We start from the raw sequence: 25,737 nt of genomic DNA on the forward strand, positions 1-25,737 counted from the left end.
CCCAGACAGGCGCCCTCGATGCCCGCCTCCCGGACGGGCGCCCTCAGCGCATCGACCTCACCGGCCCCCTACCGCGCCCCCGTCAGCACCTCCGCCGCCGCCACCCCGGAGGCAGCCGTGGCTCCATGGGTGAAGATCTGTACCGCTCCGCTGAGGGCCGTACCCGGCAGGCCCATCTCCACGACGATCGCGTCGGGGCGCGCCGCGATGAGGTCGGCTAGGGCGTCGGCCATCCAGGTGTGCCGGGCGACGTCCCGCACCACGACGACGAGGGGACGGCCCGTGGCGGGCTCCAGCGCGCACGTCCGAAGGGTGGCCGGCCGCAGTTCCTGACGCTGCACGCGGACGGTGGTCGTGCCGGGCAGCCGCTCGCTCAGGGGGACGGCCACGCCCCACGGGGTTTCCTTGCCGATGGCCAGGTTCGTGGTGGGGGCGAGTTCCACGACGTGCGGGGCGGCGGAGAGCGGCAGGGCTCCGTTGATCGCTCCGGTCAGCCGGATGGCGCGGCGGGCCGCTGCGAAGCCGATGTCCCCGCCGGTCGTGCTGCCGCTGTCGGCGTGGGCCAGACCGGCCGACCAGGCGGCGAACTCCCGGACCCGCGCGGCGGCTTGCTCCAGTCGCTCCCGGGTGAGCTCCCCGCCGTCCACGGCGTCGACGAGGGCGCCGGCGAGCCGGCCGACCATGGACTCCTCGGCATTCTCGCCACCGACACAGACGGCGTCGGCACCGGCGGCGACCGCGCGTACCGTCGCGCCTTCGATCCCGAACTGGTCGGCGACGGCGCCCATTTCGATGGCGTCGGTGACGATCAGGCCGTCGAAACCGAGCTCGTCGCGGAGCAGGCCGTCCAGTATGCGCGGGCTGAGCGTGGCGGGCAGGTCGGCGTCGTACGCGGGGACGAGGAGGTGACCGCTCATCACCGCGCGTACGCCCGCGTCCAGGGCGGCCCGGAACGGCGGCAGGGCCTGGGCGGCGATCTCGTCGCGGTCGGCGCCGTAGACGGGCAGGCCGTGGTGGGAGTCGATGGCCACGTCGCCGTGACCCGGGAAGTGCTTGGCGCAGGCGGCGACTCCGCCCGACTGGAGGCCCCGGATCCAGGCGGCGGTGTGCCGGGAGACGACCTTGGGGTCGGCCCCGAAGGACCTGACCCCGATGATCGGGTTGTCCGGGTTGGAGTTGACGTCCGCGCTGGGCGCGTAGTCGAGACTCACGCCGACGGCGCGCAGTTGGCGGCCCAGGTCGGCGGCGACGGACGCGGTCAGCTCGGTGTCGTCGACGGTGCCCAGTGCGAGGTTGCCGGGACGGGTGGACCCGGTGGCGGACTCGATCCGGGTGACGTCTCCGGCCTCCTCGTCGATCGCGATGATCAACTCGGGGTTCTCCGCGCGTAGTTGCCCGGTCAGCCGGGCGACCTGGTCCAGCGAGACGATGTTGCGGGAGAAGAGCACGACGGACGCCAGCCCGTCCCTGATCTCGCGCAGCACCCAGTCCGGAGCCTCGGTACCCACGAACCCCGGTTGCAGGACGGACAGCGCCAGCCGTCGCAACTCCGTACTGTGCTTGCTGGAGATCATCGAGGGTGCTCGCCTTCCGGCCGGGGTTCGCGCCGCTCCATCCCCCTGCCGACAGGTGAGGGGCGGCACGACAGAACCGACTTGGTACAGACCAATGAGTCTCCGTTCAGCCGAACCGCTCGTCAAGAGGCAAGTTGCGCCGCGCGCCAGGTGTTGCGCCGCTGCGTTCCATGCGGGCGGCGACCGCCTCATTTCACCGTCAAGTGGACGCTGATGCCGGTGGTTTGATGACGACACGCGGACAACGGCCATGTTTGACACGGCGAGTTGGTCTAGTCCAAATTAGGGGCACGCGAGTTCGAAGTGTGGCTGGTGCGGCGCGTGGTGCAGCAACCCTGTAGGCCGCCCGCCCTCCTTCGGTCCGTGCGGCAGCGCTGTTCGCCAGGCGCCGTCGCTCGGCACCGGTGCGCGTCCGGATGCGAGGTGTGCAGACCGCCATACGCCCGCATTCCTGTGCCGCGGCCGACGCCTCGCACAAGCGGTGGCCTCCGGCCGGTGGCCACCGGTAAGAGATCGAGGTCTGGAACACTGCATGCCCACGCCTGACCGTTATCTCCACCGTGCCGCTTCGCCCGTCCCCTACTTCAGTCCGGACGGCGAGATCTACCTCGCGCAGACTCCCTTGCGCGACCTGAAGAAGACCGTTCCCCTGCGCGTGCTGTCCGAGGCGGACTTCGCCTCCTGGCAGAACTACGGCTACGTCGTCGTGAAGCAGGCGATACCCGCGTCCGCCGCCCGTCAACTCGTCGACTTCGCCTGGGACTTCCAGGGGCTCGACCCCGAACGCCCGGACACCTGGTACGAGGAGCGCGAGTACCGCTCGGACCTCGACCGTGACCTGCACATCTACGGGTTCGTCGAGGCGTACCACCACCAGCTCGTCTGGGACAGCCGCATGACCCAGCGGGTCTACGACGCGTTCGTGGACGTGTGGGACTGCGAGGAGCTCTGGGTCACCCTGGACCGCCTCAACCTGAACCCGCCCAACGTCAAGAACCGCTCCCGGGCCCTGATTCCGAGCACCGACGAGGGCTTCGACATCGAGCTCCACTGGGACGTCGACACCACGCTCGGTGTCCCGCCGCAGCGGGTCCAGGGGATCATCGCCCTGAACGACACCACCGCGGAACTCGGCGGCTTCCAGTGCTGCCCCGAGCTGTTCCACCGCTTCGACCGCTGGAAGGCACTCCAGCCCGATGGCCGCGACCCGATCCGCCCGCGGATCGACCGCGCCGAGTACCCGGTGGTGCGGCCCGAGTTGGAGGCCGGCGACCTGCTGATCTTCAACGGCATGCTGGCCCACGGAGTGGCCCCCAACACCTCGAAGAACGGCGTACGGGCGGCCCAGTACCTGTCGATGATGCCGGCCCTTGAGACCCACCAGACGCTGCGGCGTTCCCGCGTCGACTCCTGGCGCACGCTCAGCACCCCGGAGTGGAACGGGACGCTGCTGGGCGACGCCAGGCAGCACGAGTCGCTGCGGTACGGCAGGGCCACCCTCGACGATCTGGGCGCCAAGCTGCTGGGCCTCGCGTCCTGGAGCGGCGTGGATCTGGACGACTCGGTCGGAGAAGCCGCATGCGCCGAATATGTCTGACCCTGCCCACCAACCGGCTCTGCTCGGCGACGATCGAGGCCATCGCTGACGAAGCCGCGTACGCCGTCGAGCACTTCGACACCGAAGTGCACCTGCTGATCCTGGACTCCTGCGACGCGCCCGCCCACGCGGAACACGCCGAGACGGTGCGCCGCCTCCCGCACGATCCGCGGATCGTCGTCCACCACCTCGACGAGACACGCCAACGCGCCTTCCTCCAGCAGACGATCGGCCGGACCGCGGCCACCAAGCCCGACCTCCTGCTGGAGCTGATGCTCCCCGAGAAACTGTCCTACGGCGCCTGCACCAACCGGGCGTTCCTGATCGCCGCCGCGCTCGGCTGCGAGTCCGTGCACCGCAGGGACTCCGACAGCCGGTACCAGACCCTGAACGGCGAGACCCTCTTCCCCGTCCATCACGAACTCACCTCGCTCGGCCGACGGGCGGCCGACACCGCCCCCGACGTCACCGAGAACATGCTGGGCGAGCGGCACGCCGACAAGACGGTGTCGATGGTGGGCAGTTCCTTCGTCGGTGAACTCTCCGTCGACATCGGCGAGATCCTCGACATCGACCCCGACGTCTATCACGACATGGTCAGCCTGTGGGCGCCCATGGACTGGTCCGGCGAACAGAAGAAGCAGCTGGTCGAGGAGTCCTTCCGGGGCGCCGGCACCGACCCGTTCGTCCGCGACCACTCGACACTCGCCCTGGTCGACCCGATGCGCGTCGACATGTGCAACATCAGCTTCCACGGAGTGCACGAAAGGGTGCCGCTGCCACCGGCGACCGACACGATCGGCAGCGACTACTTCCTCATCCACCTGGTCCACGACGCCGCCCTGCCCGGTGTGCTGCACAACCGGCACATCGTCAACTTCTACACGGGCGAACGCCGGACCGACGCTGGCTTCACTGCGTACCAGCTGCGCTTTGTCAAATTCCTGCTGTCGATGCTCTACTTCAACGTCATCTACGACCGAATGGCCCAGGCGGGCCCGGAGTTGGTCGACGAGCAGGGGCAGGTACGCGCGGCCCCGGTCGCCCGACTGGCCAGGGAGAGCGCACTGCGCGACCGCGCCGAGAACGTCCAGCGCCTGGACGCCCTCGACGTCGCCTACCGCAAACTCGGCGGCAGATACGCGGAGTTCGCCGATCTCCTCGCGGCACGCCGCGAACGCCTCCTCGACGAGGCGCGCGGTGACATCGAGGACTTCGCCCTCCTGACCGAGTCATGGGAAGCGCTCGTACAGGCTGCCCGCGACACCCCGGTACAGACGCCGACGGAGTGGCCGGCGTGAGCGCGACCCCGATACCCGAGTCCGCCGCATTGCGGGCCGCGCTGGCGGCGGCCCCCGAGGACCGGATCGTCTTCGACCTCGGCGGAATCGAGGAACGCTACGAGACACTCCGCCGCGAACTGCCCGATGTGCTCGTCCGGTTCGCCCTCAAGGCCTGCCCGGTCGACGAGGTGATCGCGTGCCTGGCCCACCTGGGCGCCGGAGCCGACGGGGCCAGCCCGCGCGAACTGGAACAGGCGCTGCGGGCGGGCGTGCCGGTCGACCGCGTGCACTACGGCAACACCGTCAAGTCCGACCGGGACATCGCCGAAGCCCACCGCCTCGGCGTCGACACCTTCGCGACCGACAGCGTCGAGGACGTGGCGGCGATCGCCGAACACGCCCCCGGGGCAAGGGTGTTCTGCCGTCTCGCGACCACCGGTGAAGGCGCGTTGTGGGGCCTGACCGGCAAGTTCGGCTGCTCGCCCGCCGACGCGGTGCGCGTGCTGGAGACGGCGCGCGAGTCGGGCCTGACGCCGGCGGGCCTGTCCGTCCACGTGGGCTCGCAGCAGATGACGGCGGACGCCTGGCACAGCGCCCTCGAAGACCTGGCCGACCTCCTCGCCGTCCTGGGCCGACGCGGGATCACCCTGGACCACGTCAACCTCGGCGGCGGCCTCCCGGCGCTCGGCTACCTCGACCGGTACGGCACACCACTGGACCCGCCGATCGACAAGATCTTCGCCGTGATCCGCGAGGGAATGCGCCACCTCAAGGAAGTCCACGGCGCGCACCTCCGCTTCGTCATGGAGCCGGGCCGCCATCTCGTCGCCGACCACGGAGCCATCCGGGCCCGGGTGACCCGGCTCGCCGAGCGGCGCGGACCGGACGGCGAACCCCAGTACTGGCTCTACCTCAGCTGCGGGAAGTTCAACGGCCTGTACGAGATGGACGCCGTGCAGTACCGGCTGCACTTCCCCACGCACCCCGACCCCACCCACGTGCCCGCCGTCGTCGCGGGCCCCACCTGCGACAGCGACGACGCCTACCCGAGCGACCAAGGACTCGTCCGCGTACCCAAGGACCTGGCGTCGGGGGACCCGGTCTGGGTGCTGTCCAGCGGTGCCTACGCCATCAGTTACATGACCCAGGGCTTCAACGGGTTCGACCCGCTGCCGTACACCGTGACGAACGAGAGGCGCCCATGAGCGACCTCGTACGCATACGCCCCATCGCAGACACCGACTGGGACGCCATCGTGGAGATGGAGGCCCGCGCCTACGACGAACTCGGCCTGACGGAAGGGCCCGAGGTGCTGCGCTCCCGAGCCGACGCCTCACCCGACCTGTGCTTCGTGCTGGACGTCGGCGCCCGTCCGGCCGGTTACCTGCTGGCGCTGCCCTACCCGGCCTTCCACTATCCCGACCTGGACCACACCGAACCGACGACGGCCCCGGCGGCCTCATCGCCGGACAACGTCCACCTGCACGACATCGTTATCACCGAGGGCCTACGGGGCAGGGGACTGGCGCAGCGCCTCCTGCATCACCTCGCCTCGACGGTCCGCTCGCGAGGCTACGAGCGGATCTCGCTGGTCGCCGTCGGCTGCAGCCGGAAGTTCTGGTCGGCGCGCGGATTCACCGCGCACCCCCGTGTCCGTCCCAGCGGTTACGGCACCGGGGCCGTCTACATGTCCAAGGCGGTGCCGGCCGACCGCGCCGCAACGCCCGAGCCGGCCGACGTCCCGCCGCGCGGTCCGTTCGCCCCGACGAAGCGAGCTGATGCGCGTGTTCCGTGTCCATGACCCCTTCGTGCGCAGCCAGTTGGCCATCGCCGCACTGTTCTGCTCCCTCGGCTTCCAGTACGCCACCTGGGCCTCGCGGATCCCCGCCATCAAGGCGGATCTCGGACTGACCCCGGCCGAGGTGGGCGTGCTGCTGATGGCGGCCGGAGTCGGCGCGGTGGCGTCCTTCCCGCTGGTCCCGGTGCTCATGAAGCGGCTGGGTTCGGCGCAGTTGGCGCTGCTGTCGACCGTCTGCCTGACCGTCGTACTCCTGGGCCTGGCCGCGGCGCCCAACTACCCGGTCGCCCTGCTGGTCATGGGCGTCGACGGCGTCTTCGTGGGATGCCTGAACGTCGCCATGAACGCGCAGGGCGCCGCCCTGGAGGCACGGCACGAACGCAACACCATGGCCCGACTGCACGCGACGTTCAGCGGCGGCTCCCTGCTCGCGGCGCTGCTCGCCTCCGTCATGAACGCCGTCACCTCGTCGGTCGGCCTGCACTTCGGCGTCGCGGCCGTGCTCCTCGTCCTGCTCGCCGCCGCCGCTCGCCCCGGCCTGCTCACCGACGACGCGCCGGCGGCCGAGGAGAAGGGGAAGAAGAGCCGCAGCAAGTGGACTCTGCCGTCCGGGATGGTGGTGTGGATGTGCGTCGCCATGGCGTTCGGCACCGTCACCGAGGGCGCCATGAACGACTGGTCCGCCCTCTACCTGAAGGAAGTGGCCAAGGCGTCCGCGGAGTTGGCGCCCCTGGGCATCGCCGTGGTCTCCGGCATGATGGTCCTCGCCCGCCTCTTCGCGGACGGCTGGCGCAGCCGCTGGGGCGACGGCCGGATCGTCCTGCTCGGCAGCGCGCTGGCCGCCGCCGGCCTCGCCTTCGCCCTGGTGAGCGGGGGAGTGGTGCCCGCCCTCATCGGCTTCGCCTGCGTCGGCCTGGGCGTCGCGGCCGTGACCCCGTGCATCTACGTGGCCGCCGCGAAACAGGGCTCGGAGGCACTGGCCCTCGTCGCCGCCATGGGCACCACGGGCCTGCTCGCCGGACCGCCGTTCATCGGCTTCGTGGCGAACGCCAGCAGCCTGGTCGGGGGCCTGGCGGTCGTCGCCGCCGCCTCCGTCGTGGTGGCCCTGTGCAGCACGCAGATCCGCTGGACACCCGTGGTGGCCGAGCGGTCCCTGGCCGGGCAGTAATGCACCACTGGACCCCCGCGCCGACACCGGCCCCGCACCGAAGCCACCGGTGCGGGGCCGGTCGCGTCGCGCCGGTGACGTAGAGAACACTGTGGCTCTGCCGTGTTTGAGTCCGGCTGAGACGTGTACGCGCAGAGTATGGCCCACTCACACACAGAGACCGAACGAAAGTACCTGGCCCCGCCGACCGGTGACACCTCGTGGCTGACGGCGCTGAGCGGTGTGGGCGGCATCGCGTCGGTGAGCGAGGAGGGCACCGACGAACTGGACGCCGTGTACTACGACACCGTGGACCTGCGCCTGGTCGACGCGTCGGCCACGCTGCGGCGCAGGACGGGCGGCTCGGACGCCGGCTGGCACCTCAAACTGCCCCTGTCCGGGGACAGCCGGGAGGAGATCGGTGCTCCACTGTCCGACACGGTTCCCGACGCCCTGCGCGACCTGTTCCTCTCCCGTACCCGAGGGGCGGAACCGACGCCGGTCGTGCGCATCCGCTCCACACGCATCAATCGGCACCTCGCCGATTCCGACGGTATGGTCCTGGCGGAGCTGAGCGTCGACAAGGTCCGCGCTGAGTCGCTGCTCGCCAAGTCCACGGCCACACAGGTCGCCTGGACCGAGATGGAGGTCGAACTCGCCGAGGACACCGACCCCTCGCTGCTGGACGTCGTCGACAAGACACTGCGCAAGGCGGGAATAGTGCCCGCCGACAACCCGTCCAAGCTGGCGAGGGCCCTGGAGGAGACGGAGATCGACGCGCCCCGCCTGGCGGACGCGCGTGCCGAGACCGTCGCTCCCGGGCGCGCCGGCGAACAGATCCTCACGTATGTCGAGGAACAGGTGCGCACCTTGGTGAGGCTCGATCCCTCGGTACGCCGTGACGTTCCCGACTCGGTGCACAAGATGCGGGTCACCTGCCGGCGTCTCCGCAGCGTCCTGCGCTCCTACCGGTCGGTGCTGGATCGCAAGGTCACCGACCCGATCCGTGAGGAACTCAAGTGGCTGGCCGGTGAATTGGGTGCCGAGCGCGACCAGGAGGTCCTCATGGAGCGGCTCGGCTCGCGCGTCGACGCCCTGCCTGCGGAGTTGGTCCTGGGTCCCGTGGAGGCCCGGCTGCGGGCATGGAACGTAGCGAACACCGCGGCGGCGCGTGAACGCACCCTCGAAGCCCTGCGCTCGCCGCGCTACTTGGCGCTGCTGGACTCGCTGGCCGCGCTCACCCGGAAGCCTCCGCTGCGCGGCAAGGCCGGCCGCAAGCCGGAGAGGGTGATGGGGAAGGGGATTCTCAAGGAGTACGAGCGGCTGTCCGACGAGGTGGCGCACGCGCTGGAGCTGTCGCCCGGCGCGGAGCGGGACACCGCCCTGCATCAGGCCCGCAAGGCGGCCAAGAAGACGCGGTACGCGACGGAACCGGCGCGGGCCTCGCTCGGCAAGCACGCCAAGCGGCTGGGTAAGCGTGTGAAGGTCGTACAGAAGGTGCTCGGTGACCATCAGGACAGTGTCGTGGCGCGGGAGGCGCTGCGGCAGTTGGCCGTGGCGGCACACGCGGCGGCTGAACCCGGGTTCACCTGGGGGCTGTTGTACGGCCAGGAGCAGGCCGTGGGTGCGGCGCGTGAACGGGAACTGCCGGAGGCTTGGGCGGTCGCGTCGAAGCCTGGGTTGCGGAAGGCGCTCACTCGCTGAGAACCCGAGGGTTTTGCTCAGCGGTGCGGGTCGCTTCGCGCAGGGCGCGTACCGCGGGCAGGTCGCGGTTGGCCGGGAGCCAGGCGAGGAACGACACCGAGTTGCCCAGTTCGGGAACGTCCACGTAGACGAGGCCCGGACGTGGGTAGAGGCGTCGTGCCGCTGCCGGCAGGAAGGTGATGGCACGGGCCTGCAGCACCGCGAGCACCATGGCCTCGGTGTCGCGGACGACCGGTCCGAAGCGCACCGGCGTACCGTCCGGGCGCGGATTGATCGTGAGGTGGTCCCACCACTGCCGTGGTACCTCGCGGGGCATGTCGACCACCGCACGGTCGGCGAGCTGGGCGAGGGTCAACTTCTCCTCGCCTGCCAGGGGATCGTCCGCCGGCAGACACACCACCCTTGGTTCGACGGCCAGTTGGTGGGACTGGAACCCCGATGGCAGCGGCCCGCGCAGGAAGGCCGCGTCGACCTCGCCGTTGGCCAACGCGTCGAACTGCTGGATGAAGTTGAGGTTGTGCACCTCGACTTCGAGATGCGGGTGCTGCTCCCGCAGGCGCGAGAGGACCGCCGCGGCGTACGGCATCGCGGCCTCGGCACCGAGTGAACCGACGCGGAGAGTCCCCCTGACCGCACGGGCGTGCGCGTCCGACACCTGCACCAGCCGTGCCACCGCCTCGACAACTGCCTTGGCCTCCACGGCGATTGCCTGCCCGGCGGGAGTCAGTCGGACGGTCCCGCTGCCGCGCTCGACCAGGGGAACCCCGAGGCGCTCCTCCAGCGCGCGAATCTGCTGACTGAGCGCGGGCTGGGAGATGAACACCCGCGCCGCCGCCCGCCCGAAGTGCAGTTCCTCCGCCACGGCAAGGAGCAGCCGCAACTGGTGAACGCTCGGTTCTCGCATCACTCGGCGCCTTCCCCCAGGGGCCATGGAGACAACGTTATCGAACCATTGATCTTCTCCTCGGTTCCACCTCTACCCCGGCACACGATCTCCAGGCCAGCATGGCAAGCGAGGGCGGCAGGGGATCAGCGGCAGTGGATCAACAGGCCGACCGGGGACCCCGCCGCGGGGGAGCGGGGACCACACCTGACGAGGACGGAGCTTCACAGATGCACACCGCTGAGGGGAACGGCTTGCCCGAGTCCGGGTCCGGGGCCGGTTCAGATGTCCGGTGGATGCTGGCCTTCGACGCGTCGTGCCCGGCGTGCCGTGCCGTGTCCTCGATCGTGTTCAACGCCTGCGACGGACGCCTTGAGGTGGTCGCGCTCGGTCGTAGCGACGTGCGCGCCTGGTGTGCGACGGCGCTGGGACCCGACGCTCCCTTGGCGCCGACCCTGCTGAAGGTCTCCGGCACGGGCGGCGACACCGCCGTCGACGGTGAGTCCGTCCGGGCCTGGACAGGCCCGTCGATGACGCTTCAGTTGATGCGCCGGCTGGGCCCCCGGGCCGCGGTCCGCGTCCTGCAGGCGCTGGGCGACGCGCGCGAGGAGAACCGCGCAGCGACCGGTACGGGCTCCAGTCGCGCGCAGTTCCTGCGGGTCACCGGCGGGCTCGCGGTGGCCACGACCATCCTGTTCAAGGGCGGTACGCCCGCCTTCGCGGCCGGCAAGGACGCCGAGGCCGCCGATGCGTGGGTGGCGGCCCACGCCGGACGCCTGCCCACCGCCTACGCCGACGTGACCGCCCTGCCGCTGGCCCACCGCCGTGCCGTACACGCGGCACTGCCGCCGGCCGCCCGCAGCCGCCTCTGGGTCGAACACATCGACCGCTTCCGGGCCGCGCAGGCCCACCTGACCTCTCGCCAGAGCACGATCCTCGAACGGGCCCGCAAAGCCGCCTCGGACACGGCCACCTTCCAACGCCCCGCGGCCGCACGCCCCCGGCAGAGCGACCTGATCGAGTCCGCGAGCGCGGCCTTCGGCCCGGAGGGCGCCGCCCAACTGCTGGCCACACTCGGACCGTCGGAGACCCTGGCCGAGGACTGCGGATGCAGCACCTTCTCGGACGCGTGCATCTTCAGTGACTGCATCGGAGGCGGCTGCACGATCACCGACGGCGGGTGCGGCGAGTTCTGGATCTGGGACTGCGACGGGATCTGCCGCTGACCGGCCGAGCCGTGAGCACTATTGGCGCCGTCAATAGTGCGATAGCGGACAACTCTTGGTGCCTGCGAACCATCGGCGTTAGAAATCATTACTGAAGCACAGTGATGATTTCTGGAGGTACGCCGCCATGAGCGACAGCACGTCGACACCGTTGCAGGCTCTGGGTATTTGCTTCGAGGAATACGAGTATCCCTACCCCGTCCGGTTCCTGCAGCTCAGCAATGATCTGCAGCAGGTCTCGATGGCGTACATGGATATCCCCCCGAGCGGGCAGCCGAACGGGAACACGGTCGTGCTGTTTCACGGCAAGGCGTTCGGCAGTTACTACTTCCGCAATGTCATCGAGGAGCTGACCGCGGCCGGGTACCGGGTGGTCGCGCCCGACCAGATCGGCTGGGGCAAGTCGCCCAAGCCCGATATCCACTACAGCTTCCAGCTGCTGGCCGCCAACACCGCCGCTCTGCTGGACCACCTGGGCATCGGGAAGGTCGCGGTCCTGGGCCATTCGACCGGCGGGATGACCGTGGTGCGGTTCACGCGGATGAACCCCGATCGGGTCACGCACCTGGTCCTGGAGGATCCGCTCGGCCTGGCCGACTACCGGACCGGCATCCCGCCGCAGTCCGAGGAGACGCTGTACCGGCACGAACTGAACTGGACCGACCTGGCCACCATCCGCGGCTATGTCGAGGGCTACTTCGTCCAACCGGACCCCAAGGTGTGGGAGCCGCTGGCGGACGTCCTGGTGCGGGTGACCCTGAGCGCGGACTACCCGCGGTGGGCCCGTGCCGCGGCACTCACCTTCCAGATGATCTACCAGCAGCCGGTCCGCCACGAATACCACCAGATCGCACCTCCGACGCTGCTGGTCGTGGGAGCCGACGACCACACCGTCCCGCTCGGCCAGTACGCGAAGCCGGCCGATGCCGCACGCCTCGGTGACTTCGTGGCGCTGTCCGCCGCGGCCGCGAAGGACATTCCCCGCGCCAAGCGGGTGGTCATCCCCGACTGCGGACATATCCCGCACAAAGAACTTCGTCATGTCGGACAAGCAGCACGACACCGTCAACCGTGACATCGAAATACGGGATCTCTACAACTCGGAAGACGTGTTCAGCCTCGCCCCGTACTACCTGGACGCGTACCGGTCCCGGCTCAACGCCAACCTGGCCTTCTGCGACGCCCTGGACGGCAAGACCGCCTGGCCCCCGAACGATCAGGGCGAACACCCGCTGACCGAACTCCTGCTGGCCGACTTCCAAGTGGTCGACATCTCGAATCCGTTCGCCGAGGACAGCTACCTCGAGATCGAGCGCGCCCTGCTCGCCGGCCGGGCCCACACGACCTGCGGCGGCCGGCCGCCGAACGACGACATCGTGGACAAGTTCTTCACGCTCATGGTCGGCGGGGCCGACGGGCCGCGTATCAGCGACGGCGTGGACCACGCGACCCGACCGGCCGGCCGCAGCTTCCCCTACCTGGCCGGCCCGAACCCGACTCCGCCGTATCTGACACCGCCGTCCGCGCAGCCGCCGGTCCCGGCGGACCGGACCGCGTCATGATCCGGCGTATGGACGAGGACCGAGAACCGTCCACCACCAGCGGGACCATCGCCGTGGTGAATCTGCACGCGCAGATCGAGGGTCTGGCGGTACGAGTCCCGGGGACGGCGCCAGGGGCGGCTACGGCGGAACGGTCCACCCTCATCGACCTGCTCACCCTGCGCGGCCATGTCCTGGGCCGCATCGCCGATTACGAACGCGCTGCGGACCTGGCCGAGCAGCTTGTGCGCGGCACGCGGGACATCGGCAGACAGGACAACGCCCCGCAGAGCAATGCCATGCGTGGCAGCGCCACACAAGACAACTCCCCGCAGGGCAACGCCCCGCACAACAACACCACGCCGGACGAAGGTACGGCCCTGCTCGCCCGGGCCAGGACGCGAGCGACCTTCCACCGCTTCGCCGAGGCGCTGGCCGACCTCGACGACGCGGAGCGGAGTGGCCTGGACCGCGCCGTGTTGGCGGCGGAGCGGGCGGTGATCCTCCAGGCGCTCGGATGCCACGCACAGGCCGAGCAACTCCATTGCGCGGCGGCGAAGGGCCGGCCCGACTTCTCAACGCTGGGCGGGCTGGCCGTCCTTCACGCCGAGCGCGGCGAAGTGGCCGAAGCGGAGCGCCTGTTCACCGAGGCGCGCCGCCGATACCGAGGCACCTCACCCTTCCCCCTCGCCTCCCTCGACTATCGGCGCGGCCTGATGTGGTTCCGCGCAGGCAACCTGACGGCGGCCCGCATCTGGTTCGACGCCGGCCGGCGCCGGGTGCCCGCCTACGCACCCGCGCTGGGCCATCTCGCCGAGATCGACGCGGCCCTGGGCGACCACCGGGCCGCCATCGACCGCCTCCGTCCGCTGGCGTCCGTCAGCGACGACCCCGCTTACGCGGCCAGTCTCGCCTGTGCCCTCAGCGCCGCTGGCCGGCACCGGGAAGCGGAGTATTGGCGCGCGAGCGCAGCAGCACGCTACGAGGACCTGACGCTGCGTCATCCGGACGCCTACGCCGACCACGCGGCCGACTTCCGACGCCGGACCACCGTCTCCCACCCGACCTCGCTGTCCGCCCAGCCTGCCGGTTCGCGTCCCACCTGATCCAGGCGGGCGACGCCAGGGTGCGCGGCCCGGTCCGCTGGACACGCGGTGGTCAGTTCCAGCCGACGACCTTGAAGTCCTTGTTCACGAAGACGTGGTGCGGCCAGTTGACACTGATGTTGTGGACCTCGTACTCGCCGTCGTTCAGCTCCACCACGCGGTCGTTGACGCCGCCGGGGACGACGGCCTGCGCGGCCTTCACCGCCTTGTCGGCCGCCGTTCCGCTGATGATCGTCCCCTCACCCTCGGTGTAGTCAGGGATGCGACCGACCGACTTGTCCGGCGACGGCGTGCCCTGCTGGAACGGAATCACCCCGGCCGCCTCGGCGGCCGCCGCTCCGCCGTCGCCGTGGGGCTGCACGGTGACCTGCGTCGCCTCGATGGTCGCGCTGTCGACCGTGCCCAGCACGAGGACGCTCTCGTCCACCTTCACGGCCTTTTCCGTGGCGTGCTTGGTCCCCTTCTCGTACTTGGTCGTGGAGGTCTCGTTGACGGTCACCTTCACACCGGTCGCGGTCGTCAGCGTGAAGCCCGACGTGGACGTGGTCGCGACGATGCCGGTCGTACCACCCGCGGCCGGCCCTGCCGCGGGACCGTCGGTGGGCGTGGCGCTCGGAGTGGCTGCGGTCGGCAGAGCCGACGCGACGGACGTACCGGCGAATCCGATCACCGCCAATGCCACCCCGGCGGCGATCGCCATGCCCTTCTTCTTCGACAGAAACCACTTGGCATGCGACCGGCGTGCTCGCAGGGGCGTGGCTGCCGGCGTCGATTCGCTCGCGGACGCGTCTGTCGGGTCGTAGTCGTTCATTGTTGAACTCCTCGCGTTATGACGACGCGAAGATCCTGTTCCCCGTGTCTACGAGGCAGCTGTGACCGGAGTGAAGACTTCCTGACAAAGCACGGCGCCCTCTGATGGTGACCCTACGATCGCAGGTCGGAGACGGACAGGAATCGTCCTGGAGCGAGCCGCAGATGCCGGTCTGCGCGCCGCGTCGGCTGGTGGACGAGTTCGCGCGGTTTCTCAACGAACCCGGCGCCGCGGACGCGCGGAGCCGGTGACGGACGAACCGGTGCCGGTGCAGCTGCCGGTGCAGCTGCTCGGCTACGTCGTCACGTAGGCGGCGCGGACACACCAGGTGTCTCGATGTCGAGGGACGCGGCGCGGAGGGCGGCGGCCACGCGGTTGACCGCCTCGGACGGTGGACGGGGGAGGCGGGCCAGGAGGAGGCGGCGTTGTTCCTGGGGGCCGCCGTGGACGGGGAGGACGCGTACCCCCGGTGGTGCGGCGGCTGCGAGGACTGCGGGGACCGTGGTCAGTCCGCAGCCGGCGGCTACGAGGTGGAGCTTGGCGAGCCAGTCGCGGGCGGTGTGGGCGATCTCGGGGCGCTCGTCCAGACCGGGCCAGACGCCCATCAGGCGGTCCTCGCCGGAGGAGGTGCTGGTGATCCAGCGCTGTCCGCGCAGGTCGGCCACGTCGATGAAGTCGCCGCGGGCGAGCGGGTGGGTGGCGGGGACTGCTAGGTGGAGCGCGCGTTCGGTGAGTGTCTGGAGGGCGAGTGGGGGCGACTCGGCGTCCGGTGGGCGGAAGGGCGGGACCGAGGCCAGGAGGGCCAGGTCCAGGCTGCCGGCCCGCAGGGCGCGTACCAGTGCAGGGGTGGTGCCCTCGCGGCTGACGACGTGCAGGCCGGGGTCCGTACGGCGCAGGGACGCCAGCGCGGCGGGCAGCAGGACGGCGCCCGCGCTGGGGAACCAGCCCAGCCGGACCGTCCCGGCCTCACCGGGCAGGCCGGACAGCTCGCGCGCCGTAGCGTCGATCTCGTCGAGCACGACCGTCGCGCGGCGCATGACCACGCGACCGGCCGCGGTCAGCCGTACTCCGTCGCGCCGCCGTTCCAGCAGCTCCGCCCCCGCCACCCGTTCGATCGCGGCGATCTGCCGGGACACGGCCGACTGCGTGTAGCCCAGCGACGCGGCGGCCGCGGTGAAGGTTCCCTGTTCGGCGACGGCGCGGAAGACGCGCAGCGCGGTCAGTGACACATCCGTGAAGTCCATGACGATTACGCATACCAGGCTTGCGCAACTCTCGTTGGACTCATGGCCGTCGCGTTTCTAGCGTGGCCGTATGACCACTTCGCGCATCGCCCTCGTCACAGGCGCCAACCAAGGACTCGGCCGTGCCCTCGTCGACGGACTGGCGGCCCGTATGGGCCCGGACGACCTCGTCCTGCTCACCGGCCGCAGCCCCGAGCGCGTCCTGGACGCCGCCCGGGAGGTGGCTCAACTGCCCGACACCCGCAGCCGCGTCGAGGGCAGGGTCCTCGACGTCGCCGACCCCGAGGCAATCGCCCACTTCGCCGACGAACTCCGCGCCCGGCACGGCGGGGTCGACATCGTGATCTCCAACGCCGTGGCCCGACTGCTGCCCGAGGACTCGCAGTCCGCGCGGGCCGACGAGGTCATCGACGTCTCCAACACCGCCACCCACGCGATCCTGCGCTCCTTCGGGCCGATCCTGCGCCCGGCCGGCCGCCTCCTCGTGGTCGCCAGCAGCCTGGGCACCCTTGGCCACCTCGACCCGCGCCTGCACCACCTCTTCGACGGAGCGAACCTCGAACAGGTCGAGTACGCCGTCGAGTCCTGGCGCAGCGCCATCCACCACAAGACCGCCGAAGAGGCGGGCTGGCCGCGCTGGTTGAACGTGCCCTCCAAGGTGGCCCAGGTCGCCGCCGTCCGCGCGGTCGCCGCCGAACGCCGCGAACACGACCTCGCCACCGGCACGTTGATCGCCTCCGTGTGCCCCGGCATGGTCGACACCGCCACCTCACGCCCCTGGTTCAGCGACTTCAGCGGCGCCCAGTCCCCGGCCAAGGCCGCCCGCGCCGTACTCGACCTGGTCTTCGCCGACGGCGTCGATCCCGCCCTCTACGGCGAGTTGGTCCGCTTCGGCAAGGCGGTGCCCTGGCACGACGGCACGCCCTTGACCGAACAGGACGCGATGATCACACCGTGAAGTGACGGCCGGCATCCGCGCTTCAGCAGTTCGTCAGCACAACGACCCCCGCCCGTCGGCGGTGGCCGGACACACGCAGCAACGGTAGACGGCTGCGAGTTCCCTTCGCGACGGTTACGCGTTCCGGTCGTAGCCGTCGCCGAGGGCCGAGTCGATGGCGTGCAGGTGGTGTTCGACCGGGCCGTAGGAGATGAGGCCGCTGCCGGCCCCGGCCGACTCCGTTGCGGCTGGGGTGAGTTCGTCTCTCGCCCTGCGCAGGATCCGCTCGTGTCCGACCGCGCAGGCGGCCCGGGCGAGGACGCACCACATCGCCTCCTGGAGCAGGTCGTGCGGTGGCCGGGGAGCCTCGTCCAGTGCCTGGCGTGCCTGTTCGGTGGCGCCGGCGCCGGCCAACAGGAGGGGGCGGAGCCAGGGTTGGTAGGGGCCGGCGTCGAGTTCGGGGAGGTCGCCGGGGCGGGGCAGGCCGTTTTCGCGCATGAACGGGACGAGGGCGACCAGGGCCGCGGCTCCGTGGACGAGACCGGGCATGCCACTGTCCGCGGTCGCTGCCAGAACGTGCGTGTACAGGGGGCGGGCCGTCGGCCAGCCGTCGGTCTCGCAGGTACGCAGGGCGCGGAACCAGGAGGTGAACACCACTGCCAGCGGCCGTTCGTGACGGTGCGCCAGTCGGTCGATCGCCTCGGCCTCCGCGTCCGCCGCGGTGAGTTCTCCCAGTGCCGCGAGCGCCTGGAGGCGTACGAGGCGCCCGAGGACCTCGTGGCTGGGCAGGCCGTGGTCGACGGCCAGGTCGGTCATCTCACGGCCGAGCGCCTCGCGGCCGGTTGCCCCGCCGCAGTGGCCGAAGGACTGCATGAAGGCGCCGTTGAGAGCGAACGCGAGCAGTGCGGGGTCGCCCAGCCGGCGGGCCAGGCGGACGGCTTCCTCGGCGGCGCGCTCGGCTCGCAGCCGCCACGGCTCGACTGAGGGAGGCTCGACGGCAGACGGCTCGGACGCTCGCGGGATCGGCCCGTCGGCGGCGGCGTCCCCGCGCGACTCGACCGCGACGACCGACAGCAGCCGGGCCCGCAGCGCGGGGGACTCGCCGGGAGCGAGCGCGGCGGCGGCGCGGGCGGCGGCCCGGGACAGCTCACCCGCGTCGTCGGAATCGTCGGCGCGCGTCCACACGGCCGGCACGTCGTAGGAGCCGATGATCCGGGCCGCCAACTCGGCATCGCCGGTCGCCTCGGCCGCCGCGACCACGTCCCGCCGGTGCTCGCGCGCCTCCTCCAGACCGTCGGCGCCGGTCACCGCGAGGTCGCGCAGCAGCGCGGCCGTGGCGTGCAACCGCGCCCGCGACCTGGCCGGTACAGCCCGCTCCCACGCGGCCGCCGCCCGCCCCCAGACCCCGTCGACGGCGCCGGAAGCCTCCGCCGACCCCGAGCTGCCCTTGAGGAGCCGGGCCTCGGCCCGCGTCAGTGCGGGACCGGGATCGATGCCGAGTCTCTCGGCAAGGGTGTGCCGGGCGCGCCGCACTGCCTCCAACGCGTCGCCGCGCCGCCCGGAGCGCTCCAGGGCGGTGGCCAGCAGCACCCAGCCGTCCTCCCGCCAGGGGTGCGCGACCACGTGGGCCTCCAGATCTACGACCGCTTCGCGGGCGGCGCCGGTCGCCAGCAAGGCGTCAGCGCGCCGCTCGACCGCGTGCAGCCGCAGTGCCTCCAGCCGGGCCTGCTCGGCGGCTGCCCACCCGACGCCGGGGAAGTCGGCCAGCACCGGGCCCCGCCACAGCGCGAGCGCCTCGTCCCACAACGCCACCGCCGCGCGCGGCGCCGCGGCGGCGGCCCGGGCCACCGTGTCCTCGAACCGCCACGCGTCCACCACGTCCCGGCCGGCGTGCAGCACATAGCCGGGACCGTCAGTCACCAGCAGACGGGACGCCTGCCGCGGAGCGCGTTCCGGCTCCAGGGCGCGGCGGAGTGCGGCGACGAAGGTACGCACCGCACCGACGGCTCCGGCCGGAGCGTCTCCGTCTTCCCACAGGTCCGCCACCAGCCGGCCGACCGGTACGACACGGTTGCGCGCGATCAGCAGCCTGCCCAGCACCTCCCGGTGCCGTGGCGCACCGAGCGCGACCGGAACGCCGTCCGCGTCCCAGGCGGCCACCGGCCCCAGCAGTCCGAACCGCACACCCACCGCACGCCCTCCTGCAGTCCGCGCCCGTTTCGGCGTGCCGCTCGTCCACTCATCGATCACTGATCCGGGGCCCGCACTCTGGACCGCGTCCCCGGTCGTGCCGGACCGCCGGCCCGCCACGACCACCCTGCCACGAGCGCCAGGAGCTGCTGTGACACCCCTGAGCATCCCCGGTTTCGACGTCCACCGCGTCCCGGTCGACGACGGCATCGCCCTGCACGCCGCGGTCGGCGGCACCGGCAGTCCGGTCGTGCTGCTGCACGGCTTTCCGCAGACCCACCTCATGTGGCGGCACGTCGCCGCCGACCTGGCCGCCGACCACACGGTCATCTGCCCGGACCTGCGCGGATACGGCGCCAGCGACAAGCCCGCCGAGACCGGACCCGACGTCTACTCCAAGCGCACGATGGCCCGGGACGTCGTACGGCTGGCGGCGCGGCTCGGGCACGACCGGTTCGTCCTGGCGGGCCATGATCGCGGCGCTCTCGTCGCGTTCCGCGCCGCCCTGGACCACCCGCAGGCCGTGTCCCGCGCGATCCTCCTGGACGTCCTGCCGACGCTGGACATGTGGGACGCCCTGCACGGCGCCTCCGCCGCCGTCGGTTTCCACCTCTATCTGATGGCCCAGGCCCCCGGCCTGCCCGAGCAGCTGATCCAGGTCTCAGCCGACGCCTTCTTCGGCCACTTCCTCGACACCTGGGCCAACGACCCGACCGCGGTGCCCGCCGACGTCCGCCGCCACTACCTCGACGCGTGCGCAGCGGCCGTACCGTCGATCGTCGCCGACTACCGTGCCTCCGCGGGCATCGACGTGGACCACGACACCGCCGATCGAGCGGCCGGCAACCAACTCACCATGCCCGTCACCGTCCTTCAGCAGGACTGGGGCGCCGCCCTGGGATACGACGCGGAGGGACTGTGGCGAGCCTGGGCACCGGACCTGCACCACCGCACCGTTTCCTGCGGGCACTTCATGGCGGAGGAGGACCCGAAGCTGATCGCCGCGGAGATCAGGGCGTTGGCTGACCGCTGATGGTCGGCGGAGATCAAGGCGCCGGCCGACCGCTGACGGTCGACGGGCCCGGTGCCTGCGATCAGTTCGTTTCCACCCCGTGCAGCACCTCCAGTGCCGTCACCGCCACATGCAACTGGGTGCGTTCGGCGCCGGCTTCAAGGTCGGCGCCCAGGAGCCGTTCGATGGTGTGCAGGCGCTGGTAGAAGGCCTGCCTGGAGAGTCCCACGCGTTTGGCCGCGATCGACTTGTTGCCGGCGGCGTCGAGGTATTCGCGCAGGGCGGTGAGGAGGTCGCTGCCGTGCCGTGCGTCGTGCTGGACGAGGCGCCCGAGCCGTTGCTCGACGTACTTCTGGACCCGGACGTCGTCGCGCAGGGAGTAGAGGAGTTCGGGCAGGCCCACGTCGGAGGCGACGTGGAAGGGGCGGCTGCGGGAGGCGGGGCCGATCGCGTCGGCGACCTCCTCGGCCTCGCGGAACGACCGCGTGACCTGGCTGAGTTCGGTGACACCGGGGCCGACGGCGATGACGGCGTCCTCCCCGAACGTGGCCCGCAGATCGCGGGCGATGCGTTCCACGACGGGCTGCCACGCACTCGCGCGGGCCAACGCCATGAGCAGTCCGGTGCGTCGCCCGGAGAGGTCTCCCACGAGGGCTTTGACGCCGGAGGTGTGCAGTTCCTTGGCGAGGTGGTCGGCCACTGTCGTGTCCTCGACCTGTGCCTCCGCGTGGTCGACGACGACCGGGAGGAGACGGTGGCCGGTCGTGGGGAGGCCGAGCGCTTCGGCCCGCAGCCGGGCCTCGGTGCGGCTGCGATAGCGCCAGTGCAACAGATCGAGCAGGACGGAGCTGTGCGCACGCCGGTCCCATTCCGGGGAGCCGGTGAGCCGGGCCAGGGTGAGGGCGGTTGCGGCCTGCTCCAGGATCATCGTGTGCTCCGGACCGAAGGGCGGCCCGGCCGCGAGGGGCAGCATGATCAGCCGTCCCCAACGGCTGCTCCGTTCCTCGACGGGGGCCACGAGCCACCCCTCGGGCCCGCTGACCGCCGCTCGGCCGGGCGTCTCGGCGGTACGGGAACGACGCGACCAGGCGTCCAGGACCTGCCCGTCCGCGCGCCCGGCCACGGCCCAGACCACGGCGTGATGGATCAGGTTCTCCAGCACGACCGGGCACCCCGTGAGGTCCGCCGCGGTCTGCACGAACTCCTCCGGTTCAGCGCCGCGCAGGGTGAGCGACGTGAACAGCTCATGCACGTGCTGGGCGCGCCGCAGCAGCTCGCCCTGCGCGTCCAGGATCAGGGCGTGCACGGTCTGGGTCACCTCGATGAACCGCACCCCGCGCGCCAACATGATCAGCGGTAGATCGCGTTCCCGACACGCGGCGACGAGGTCCGGGGGCGCCTGCTGATATCGGCGTCCCAGTTCCACGACCAGCCCCGCGACCCCGACGTCCGCCAACTGGTCGACGTAACCTCGCAGTTGTGTCGGATCCGACGGGTGCGGCATGCCCGTGGTGAGGACCAGTTCCCCGCCTTCCAGGAACGAGGCGGGATCGAGGAGTTCGGTGACGTGGACCCACCGGACCGTGCGCCCCAACTGGCCCTCGCCGGCCGCCACCCGAGGCAGACCCGCCGCGATGACGGGGAGTCGCAGTACGTCAGCGACCGTGAGGAACGGCATGGGCGCGGGTTCCTCCGGAGGCGTGGCAGTGTGGTTCCGGACCACTCTGGGGGGTGGGGCGAGGGCTGTGCAAGTTCCTCAGAGGGGTGTGCGCCTGTTCGCCGGGGGGCCTGTTGCGTTGGCGGGTGCGGGTTCGTTGTGGTTGATCGCGCCCGCGCGGCGGAGCCGCTTACTGACACAGTCCCGCACCCCTGCAGGGTCAGGGCCGACGTGCGATGCGATCCGCGACCGTGGCTATCGGGGACGTTCGCGTGCGTCCGCCCGCCTCATGGCTGTCCGCCAGCCGATAGGCAACGTAGAGGCCTCGCACGCCAAGCCAGCGCAGTGGCTCCGGCTCCCAGGTACCGGGCCGATGCCCGGTCCACGGCAGCCGGGTCAGCCGAGATTCACGCCCCAACACGAGATCCGTGAGCGTACGAGCGGCAAGGTTTGTCGAGGTCACCCCATGCCCCACATAACCCCCGGCCCAGCCAAGCCCGGTCGCACGGTCCAACCCGACCGTCGCCGACCAGTCACGCGGCACCGCAAGCACCCCACACCAGGCATGGTCGACGCGAGCCCCGCCGGTCTGCGGCAGCAGCTTGTACAGTGTTTCCGCCAGCTCACCGATCGTCCGGTCGGCCACCCGCCCGTCGGAGTCGGTCCGCGAACCGAACCGATACGGCACCCCCCGCCCCCCGATCGCGATCCGATCGTCCGGCGTGCGCTGGGCGTACAGATGGCCGTGCGCGGTGTCGCCGAGGGTCTCGCGCCCGGCCCAGCCGATCTCCTCCCAGACACCCCCGGCCAGCGGCTCGGTCACGATCATCGAGCTGTTCATCGGCAGCCAGGCCCGCCGCAGCCCCTTCAGCGACGCGGTGAACCCCTCCGTGGCCCGCAGGACGACCGGCGCGGACACAGTGCCGTGCGCGGTGACGGCCCGCCCCGGTTCGACGACGGTGACGGGGGACTTCTCGTACAGAGTCACACCGAGCCGTACGACCGTCTCGGCGAGCCCACGCACCAGGGCCGCCGGCTGCAGCCGGGCGCAGTGCGGCGTCCAGGCCGCCGCCGTCATCCCCTCGATGCGGATACGTTCCGCGGCCTCCTCCGGCGTCAGCATCACCGCGTCCGTGACGCCCCACTCGTGGTCGGCCTCGGTCTTGTGCCGCAGCCGGGTGGCCTGGGCCGGGGTCCGGGCCACGCGCAGGGTGCCGCCCTTGACGATGTCGGCGTCGATGCCCTCCCGTTCCGCGACCGTGATGATCTCGTCGACGGCCTCGTTCATCGCGCGCTGGTAGTCGAGCACCGCGTCCCGGCCGTACTGCTTGGCCAGCCGGTAACGCGCCCCGGGCACCAGTCCCGACGCCCAGCCGCCGTTGCGCCCGGACGCGCCGAAACCGGCGAACTCGGCCTCCAGGACGGTGATCCGCAGCGTCGGGTCCGCGAGTTTCAGGTAGTACGCGGTCCACAGACCGGTGAGGCCAGCTCCCACGATGCACACATCGGCATCGCGGTCGCCTGGCAACGCCGGGCGAGGGGTGGGGAGTTCGGTGAACCAGTGGGAGATCCGGCCGTTGACCGGGCCGGGCCGGCCGAGCGTGGTCGCGCTCACGGGATTGTTCCTTTCGAAGCGGCGGGCGTGTGCGGGTGCCGTGAGGGTCAGACGCCGAGCAGGCCGGGCAGCTCGGACAGGTCCTTGATCTCCTCGTACGGCTGGAACGCGGTCGAGCCGGGGAAGCCGTACCGGTTCACCCAGATCCGCCGCATGCCCGGGTACCGCTTGGTCGGCATGATGTCGTACTCCCAGCCCTGGGCGGTGTGGATGATGTCCGCCGGGCCGCGCCCGGTCGCCTTCATCAGGTACTCGAAGGCCTGCGGCAGCGGCTTGTACGCCCCGGCCTGCTCGGCGGTCAGCACGTAGTCCCACTCGACGCCCAACTCGTCGACGGCGTACGAGATGAGGTCGTCCTCGCTGTTGGAGAGGATGGCGATGTCGTACTCGCTCTTCAACCGGCGCAGCGCGTCCGGGACTTCACGGAACGGCTTGAACTTCTTGATGGCCTCGATCAGCGCCTCGCCGTCCTCGTCCCGGTACTCCAGGCCGTGCAGCAGCATGACGTTGCGCAGAGTGCTGCGGACGATCTCGCGGTAGGGGCGGTACGCGTCGACGACGCCCTGGAAGCGCATCACGTACGCGTCGTGGTGGAACTGGTCGGCGTCGACGCCGAGTTCGGCGAGCCGGTCCTTGACGATCTCGTGCGTGGCGGTGCGGGTGTCGAAGTTGATGAGGGTGCGGTAGCAGTCGAAGCTGACGACCTTGCGCATGGGGTGAACTCCTTTATGGCGGAGGGGCGTTCAACGACTTGGCGACTTCAGGAGCGGCTGCCGGCCTCGGCCACGCCCAGGTCCTTGAGGCTCAGGTCCTTTGTCTCGGGGGCGAGGAAGTACGACACGACGAGCCCCGCCAGAGTGATCACGACCGCGATGCCGAGCGTGCCGCGCACGCCCAGGTCGTCGGCGGCGATGGGGAGCAGGAACGTGGAAGTGGCCGACCCGACCCGGCTCATCGCGGTCGCGATGCCGACTCCCGTGGCCCGCAGATCGGTCGGGAACAGCTCGCTCGGGTAGACGAACTGCAGCCCGCTGCCCGCCGCTTCGAAGAACTGAAACGCGGCGAACAGGGTCACCACCAGGAACGCCCAGTGCAACGGCAGCACCGCCAGCGCGAGCAGCGAGACGGTGATGCAGGCGAAGGTGCTGATCAGCAGCGGGCGGCGGCCGATCCGGTTGACGACCAGGAGGCCGAGGGCGATACCGGCTACGGCGAGGGTGGTGATGAGCGCACTGGCGCCGTACGTGCTCTCCACGCCGAAGGCCGACAGCATCTGCGGCTGGAAGGACCGGACCGCGAACGCGGGCGCGACCTGACAGATCCAGAAGACGGAACAGAAGACGACCGGGACCGTGTAGCCGCGTTTGAAGATCTCGACGAGGTTGCCGAGACCGGATCCGCCGCGCTGTTCGCGACGGGGTTCGGTGAGGAGTTCGTCGGCGTCGATGCCGGGGCCGAGGTGTTTGCTTACGACGGCCCGCGCCTCGTCGATCCGGCCGCGCGAGGCGAGCCAGCGCGGGGACTCGGGAATGCCGGCCCGGAAGACGAGGAAGACGAGCGCCGGAACCGCGCCGGAGACCAGCATCCAGCGCCAGGCGTCGTCGCCGAGACCGGTCAGCGCCCAGCCCACCCAGTAGCTCATGCCGTATCCGATCCACCAGGCCAGCACGAGGCCGGACAGGGCCGGGCCGCGTAGTCGGCGGGGGACCAGCTCAGTGGTGAGGGCGGAGGCGATGGGGTAGTCGGCACCGATCGCGACGCCGATGAGCAGCCGCAGCACCACGAGCTGCCAGGCCTCGGTGACGAAGAACTGCAGCGCCGAGAAGACGACAAACGCGGCCAGGTTGAGGACGTACATCAGATGTCGGCCGACCCGGTCGGTGATCGGGCCGAAGACGACACCGCCGATGAACACGCCGATCAGGACGGACGCGGCGACCAGGCCGGTCCACAGGGTGTCGAGGGCGAGTGCCGGGGTGATGAGGCCGAGGGCGACGCCCATCACTCCGAGCAGATAGCCGTCGCAGAACGGGCCGCCCATGGCGACCGCCATGATCCGGCGGTGGAAGGAACTGACGGGCGCGTCGTCGAGCGACGAGCCACTTTTGGCGGTGGAGGACGAGGTCACGGACATGCTTGAGGCTCCTGGGGACGCGGGGCGGAGGAGATCGTGCGTCAAGCATTCGAATGCGTACGCCGCTGTACGCCGGAGAGACCGACAGGTCACCGAGGGGGGAGCGAGGCGGTGAGGCGGTCCGGGGTTGGCCAACACCCTGGTTCAGCGCACAACCACCGTCAATGAACACCGTGTCCGCTTCGCCACCGCTGGGTGGACAGTCTGTTCCGCGACCGGGTTCCGGTTGACAGACCGTCCACACCGGGCGCGCGGGGGGAACACGTTGGCCGTTGACC

Annotated in this window: 21 protein-coding genes; 12 read left to right on the forward strand and 9 right to left on the reverse strand. The window is 70.9% G+C overall.

The window, feature by feature from the left end; genetic code table 11:
* Nucleotides 1-68 precede the first annotated feature (68 nt).
* On the reverse strand, nucleotides 69-1,574 hold the full coding sequence (locus tag M2283_RS07460) for a glycoside hydrolase family 3 protein (protein WP_280875287.1): 1,506 nt from the start codon (nucleotides 1,572-1,574) through the stop codon (nucleotides 69-71).
* Between the two features lie 532 nt (nucleotides 1,575-2,106).
* On the opposite strand from M2283_RS07460, the gene M2283_RS07465 reads away from it, so the two are divergent.
* The 6 genes from M2283_RS07465 (at nucleotide 2,107) to M2283_RS07490 (ending at nucleotide 9,103) form a co-directional block, all read left to right on the forward strand.
* On the forward strand, nucleotides 2,107-3,171 hold the full coding sequence (locus M2283_RS07465) for a phytanoyl-CoA dioxygenase family protein (RefSeq protein ID WP_280875288.1): 1,065 nt from the start codon (nucleotides 2,107-2,109) through the stop codon (nucleotides 3,169-3,171).
* On the forward strand, nucleotides 3,153-4,472 hold the full coding sequence (locus M2283_RS07470) for a DUF6271 family protein (protein WP_280875289.1): 1,320 nt from the start codon (nucleotides 3,153-3,155) through the stop codon (nucleotides 4,470-4,472). The genes M2283_RS07465 and M2283_RS07470 overlap by 19 nt, the downstream gene beginning before the upstream one ends.
* Nucleotides 4,469-5,659 (forward strand): type III PLP-dependent enzyme, encoded by a 1,191-nt coding sequence (locus M2283_RS07475; protein WP_432423035.1) that lies wholly within the window; start codon nucleotides 4,469-4,471, stop codon nucleotides 5,657-5,659. Before M2283_RS07470 ends, M2283_RS07475 begins: the two co-directional genes overlap by 4 nt.
* Nucleotides 5,656-6,255: a GNAT family N-acetyltransferase gene (locus tag M2283_RS07480; protein WP_280875291.1), complete on the forward strand. Its 600-nt coding sequence runs from the start codon at nucleotides 5,656-5,658 to the stop codon at nucleotides 6,253-6,255. Before M2283_RS07475 ends, M2283_RS07480 begins: the two co-directional genes overlap by 4 nt.
* Complete coding sequence (locus tag M2283_RS07485; RefSeq protein WP_280875292.1) at nucleotides 6,233-7,420, forward strand: MFS transporter; 1,188 nt, start codon at nucleotides 6,233-6,235, stop codon at nucleotides 7,418-7,420. The genes M2283_RS07480 and M2283_RS07485 overlap by 23 nt, the downstream gene beginning before the upstream one ends.
* A gap of 138 nt (nucleotides 7,421-7,558) precedes the next feature.
* Entirely contained in the window at nucleotides 7,559-9,103 is a 1,545-nt protein-coding gene (locus tag M2283_RS07490; RefSeq protein ID WP_280875293.1) for a CYTH and CHAD domain-containing protein, read from the forward strand.
* Here the strand turns inward: M2283_RS07490 and M2283_RS07495 are convergent.
* Entirely contained in the window at nucleotides 9,093-10,007 is a 915-nt protein-coding gene (locus M2283_RS07495) for a LysR family transcriptional regulator (protein WP_280875294.1), read from the reverse strand. The two genes, M2283_RS07490 and M2283_RS07495, sit on opposite strands and share 11 nt — an antisense overlap.
* A gap of 314 nt (nucleotides 10,008-10,321) precedes the next feature.
* Between M2283_RS07495 and M2283_RS07500 the strand changes: the two genes are divergently transcribed.
* The 4 genes from M2283_RS07500 to M2283_RS07515 all read left to right on the forward strand — a co-directional run bounded on the left by M2283_RS07500 (nucleotide 10,322) and on the right by M2283_RS07515 (nucleotide 13,859).
* Entirely contained in the window at nucleotides 10,322-11,212 is an 891-nt protein-coding gene (locus M2283_RS07500) for a bacteriocin fulvocin C-related protein (RefSeq protein ID WP_280875295.1), read from the forward strand.
* Between the two features lie 127 nt (nucleotides 11,213-11,339).
* Nucleotides 11,340-12,287 (forward strand): alpha/beta fold hydrolase, encoded by a 948-nt coding sequence (locus M2283_RS07505; RefSeq protein ID WP_280875296.1) that lies wholly within the window; start codon nucleotides 11,340-11,342, stop codon nucleotides 12,285-12,287.
* Nucleotides 12,253-12,774: a hypothetical protein gene (locus M2283_RS07510; protein WP_280875297.1), complete on the forward strand. Its 522-nt coding sequence runs from the start codon at nucleotides 12,253-12,255 to the stop codon at nucleotides 12,772-12,774. Before M2283_RS07505 ends, M2283_RS07510 begins: the two co-directional genes overlap by 35 nt.
* An 8-nt stretch (nucleotides 12,775-12,782) precedes the next feature.
* Nucleotides 12,783-13,859 (forward strand): tetratricopeptide repeat protein, encoded by a 1,077-nt coding sequence (locus tag M2283_RS07515; protein WP_280875298.1) that lies wholly within the window; start codon nucleotides 12,783-12,785, stop codon nucleotides 13,857-13,859.
* Between the two features lie 52 nt (nucleotides 13,860-13,911).
* Here M2283_RS07515 and M2283_RS07520 read toward each other — a convergent pair whose 3' ends face one another.
* Both M2283_RS07520 and M2283_RS07525 read right to left on the reverse strand, forming a co-directional pair.
* Nucleotides 13,912-14,670 (reverse strand): hypothetical protein, encoded by a 759-nt coding sequence (locus M2283_RS07520; RefSeq protein ID WP_280875299.1) that lies wholly within the window; start codon nucleotides 14,668-14,670, stop codon nucleotides 13,912-13,914.
* A gap of 302 nt (nucleotides 14,671-14,972) precedes the next feature.
* Entirely contained in the window at nucleotides 14,973-15,914 is a 942-nt protein-coding gene (locus M2283_RS07525; RefSeq protein ID WP_280875300.1) for a LysR family transcriptional regulator, read from the reverse strand.
* 70 nt (nucleotides 15,915-15,984) lie between these two features.
* On the opposite strand from M2283_RS07525, the gene M2283_RS07530 reads away from it, so the two are divergent.
* Nucleotides 15,985-16,872 carry an SDR family NAD(P)-dependent oxidoreductase gene (locus M2283_RS07530; RefSeq protein ID WP_280875301.1) on the forward strand — a complete coding sequence of 296 codons (888 nt, stop codon included), beginning with the start codon at nucleotides 15,985-15,987 and terminating at the stop codon, nucleotides 16,870-16,872.
* A 114-nt stretch (nucleotides 16,873-16,986) separates the two neighbouring features.
* Here the strand turns inward: M2283_RS07530 and M2283_RS07535 are convergent, their stop codons facing one another.
* Nucleotides 16,987-19,041, reverse strand: a complete 2,055-nt coding sequence (locus M2283_RS07535; protein ID WP_280875302.1) for a BTAD domain-containing putative transcriptional regulator — start codon at nucleotides 19,039-19,041, stop codon at nucleotides 16,987-16,989.
* A gap of 151 nt (nucleotides 19,042-19,192) precedes the next feature.
* On the opposite strand from M2283_RS07535, the gene M2283_RS07540 reads away from it, so the two are divergent.
* Complete coding sequence (locus M2283_RS07540) at nucleotides 19,193-20,074, forward strand: alpha/beta fold hydrolase (protein WP_280875303.1); 882 nt, start codon at nucleotides 19,193-19,195, stop codon at nucleotides 20,072-20,074.
* 61 nt (nucleotides 20,075-20,135) lie between these two features.
* On the opposite strand, the gene M2283_RS07545 is transcribed toward M2283_RS07540, so the two are convergent.
* The 4 genes from M2283_RS07545 to M2283_RS07560 all read right to left on the reverse strand — a co-directional run bounded on the left by M2283_RS07545 (nucleotide 20,136) and on the right by M2283_RS07560 (nucleotide 25,459).
* Nucleotides 20,136-21,731, reverse strand: coding sequence for a PucR family transcriptional regulator (locus M2283_RS07545; RefSeq protein ID WP_280875304.1), 1,596 nt, complete (start codon nucleotides 21,729-21,731; stop codon nucleotides 20,136-20,138).
* Between the two features lie 199 nt (nucleotides 21,732-21,930).
* Complete coding sequence (locus M2283_RS07550; RefSeq protein WP_280875305.1) at nucleotides 21,931-23,325, reverse strand: NAD(P)/FAD-dependent oxidoreductase; 1,395 nt, start codon at nucleotides 23,323-23,325, stop codon at nucleotides 21,931-21,933.
* A gap of 47 nt (nucleotides 23,326-23,372) precedes the next feature.
* The gene (locus M2283_RS07555) at nucleotides 23,373-24,038 is read right to left on the reverse strand and encodes an HAD-IA family hydrolase (protein ID WP_280875306.1); all 666 of its coding nucleotides are present in this window, start codon (nucleotides 24,036-24,038) and stop codon (nucleotides 23,373-23,375) included.
* A gap of 47 nt (nucleotides 24,039-24,085) precedes the next feature.
* Nucleotides 24,086-25,459 (reverse strand): MFS transporter, encoded by a 1,374-nt coding sequence (locus M2283_RS07560; protein ID WP_280875307.1) that lies wholly within the window; start codon nucleotides 25,457-25,459, stop codon nucleotides 24,086-24,088.
* Between the last annotated feature and the right edge of the window lie 278 nt (nucleotides 25,460-25,737).

It is taken from the genome of Streptomyces pseudovenezuelae (assembly GCF_029892565.1).
GTDB lineage: Bacteria > Actinomycetota > Actinomycetes > Streptomycetales > Streptomycetaceae > Streptomyces > Streptomyces pseudovenezuelae_A.

What these genes read in the sequence shown, in the direction of transcription:
- M2283_RS07460 (WP_280875287.1), bottom strand. Translation starts at nt 1,574, where the DNA reads ATGATCTCCAGCAAGCACAGTACGGAGTTGCGACGGCTGGCGCTGTCC.
- M2283_RS07465 (WP_280875288.1), top strand. Translation starts at nt 2,107, where the DNA reads ATGCCCACGCCTGACCGTTATCTCCACCGTGCCGCTTCGCCCGTCCCC.
- M2283_RS07470 (WP_280875289.1), top strand. Translation starts at nt 3,153, where the DNA reads ATGCGCCGAATATGTCTGACCCTGCCCACCAACCGGCTCTGCTCGGCG.
- M2283_RS07480 (WP_280875291.1), top strand. Translation starts at nt 5,656, where the DNA reads ATGAGCGACCTCGTACGCATACGCCCCATCGCAGACACCGACTGGGAC.
- M2283_RS07485 (WP_280875292.1), top strand. Translation starts at nt 6,233, where the DNA reads ATGCGCGTGTTCCGTGTCCATGACCCCTTCGTGCGCAGCCAGTTGGCC.
- M2283_RS07490 (WP_280875293.1), top strand. Translation starts at nt 7,559, where the DNA reads ATGGCCCACTCACACACAGAGACCGAACGAAAGTACCTGGCCCCGCCG.
- M2283_RS07495 (WP_280875294.1), bottom strand. Translation starts at nt 10,007, where the DNA reads ATGCGAGAACCGAGCGTTCACCAGTTGCGGCTGCTCCTTGCCGTGGCG.
- M2283_RS07505 (WP_280875296.1), top strand. Translation starts at nt 11,340, where the DNA reads ATGAGCGACAGCACGTCGACACCGTTGCAGGCTCTGGGTATTTGCTTC.
- M2283_RS07510 (WP_280875297.1), top strand. Translation starts at nt 12,253, where the DNA reads ATGTCGGACAAGCAGCACGACACCGTCAACCGTGACATCGAAATACGG.
- M2283_RS07515 (WP_280875298.1), top strand. Translation starts at nt 12,783, where the DNA reads ATGGACGAGGACCGAGAACCGTCCACCACCAGCGGGACCATCGCCGTG.
- M2283_RS07520 (WP_280875299.1), bottom strand. Translation starts at nt 14,670, where the DNA reads ATGAACGACTACGACCCGACAGACGCGTCCGCGAGCGAATCGACGCCG.
- M2283_RS07525 (WP_280875300.1), bottom strand. Translation starts at nt 15,914, where the DNA reads ATGGACTTCACGGATGTGTCACTGACCGCGCTGCGCGTCTTCCGCGCC.
- M2283_RS07530 (WP_280875301.1), top strand. Translation starts at nt 15,985, where the DNA reads ATGACCACTTCGCGCATCGCCCTCGTCACAGGCGCCAACCAAGGACTC.
- M2283_RS07545 (WP_280875304.1), bottom strand. Translation starts at nt 21,731, where the DNA reads ATGCCGTTCCTCACGGTCGCTGACGTACTGCGACTCCCCGTCATCGCG.
- M2283_RS07555 (WP_280875306.1), bottom strand. Translation starts at nt 24,038, where the DNA reads ATGCGCAAGGTCGTCAGCTTCGACTGCTACCGCACCCTCATCAACTTC.
- M2283_RS07560 (WP_280875307.1), bottom strand. Translation starts at nt 25,459, where the DNA reads ATGTCCGTGACCTCGTCCTCCACCGCCAAAAGTGGCTCGTCGCTCGAC.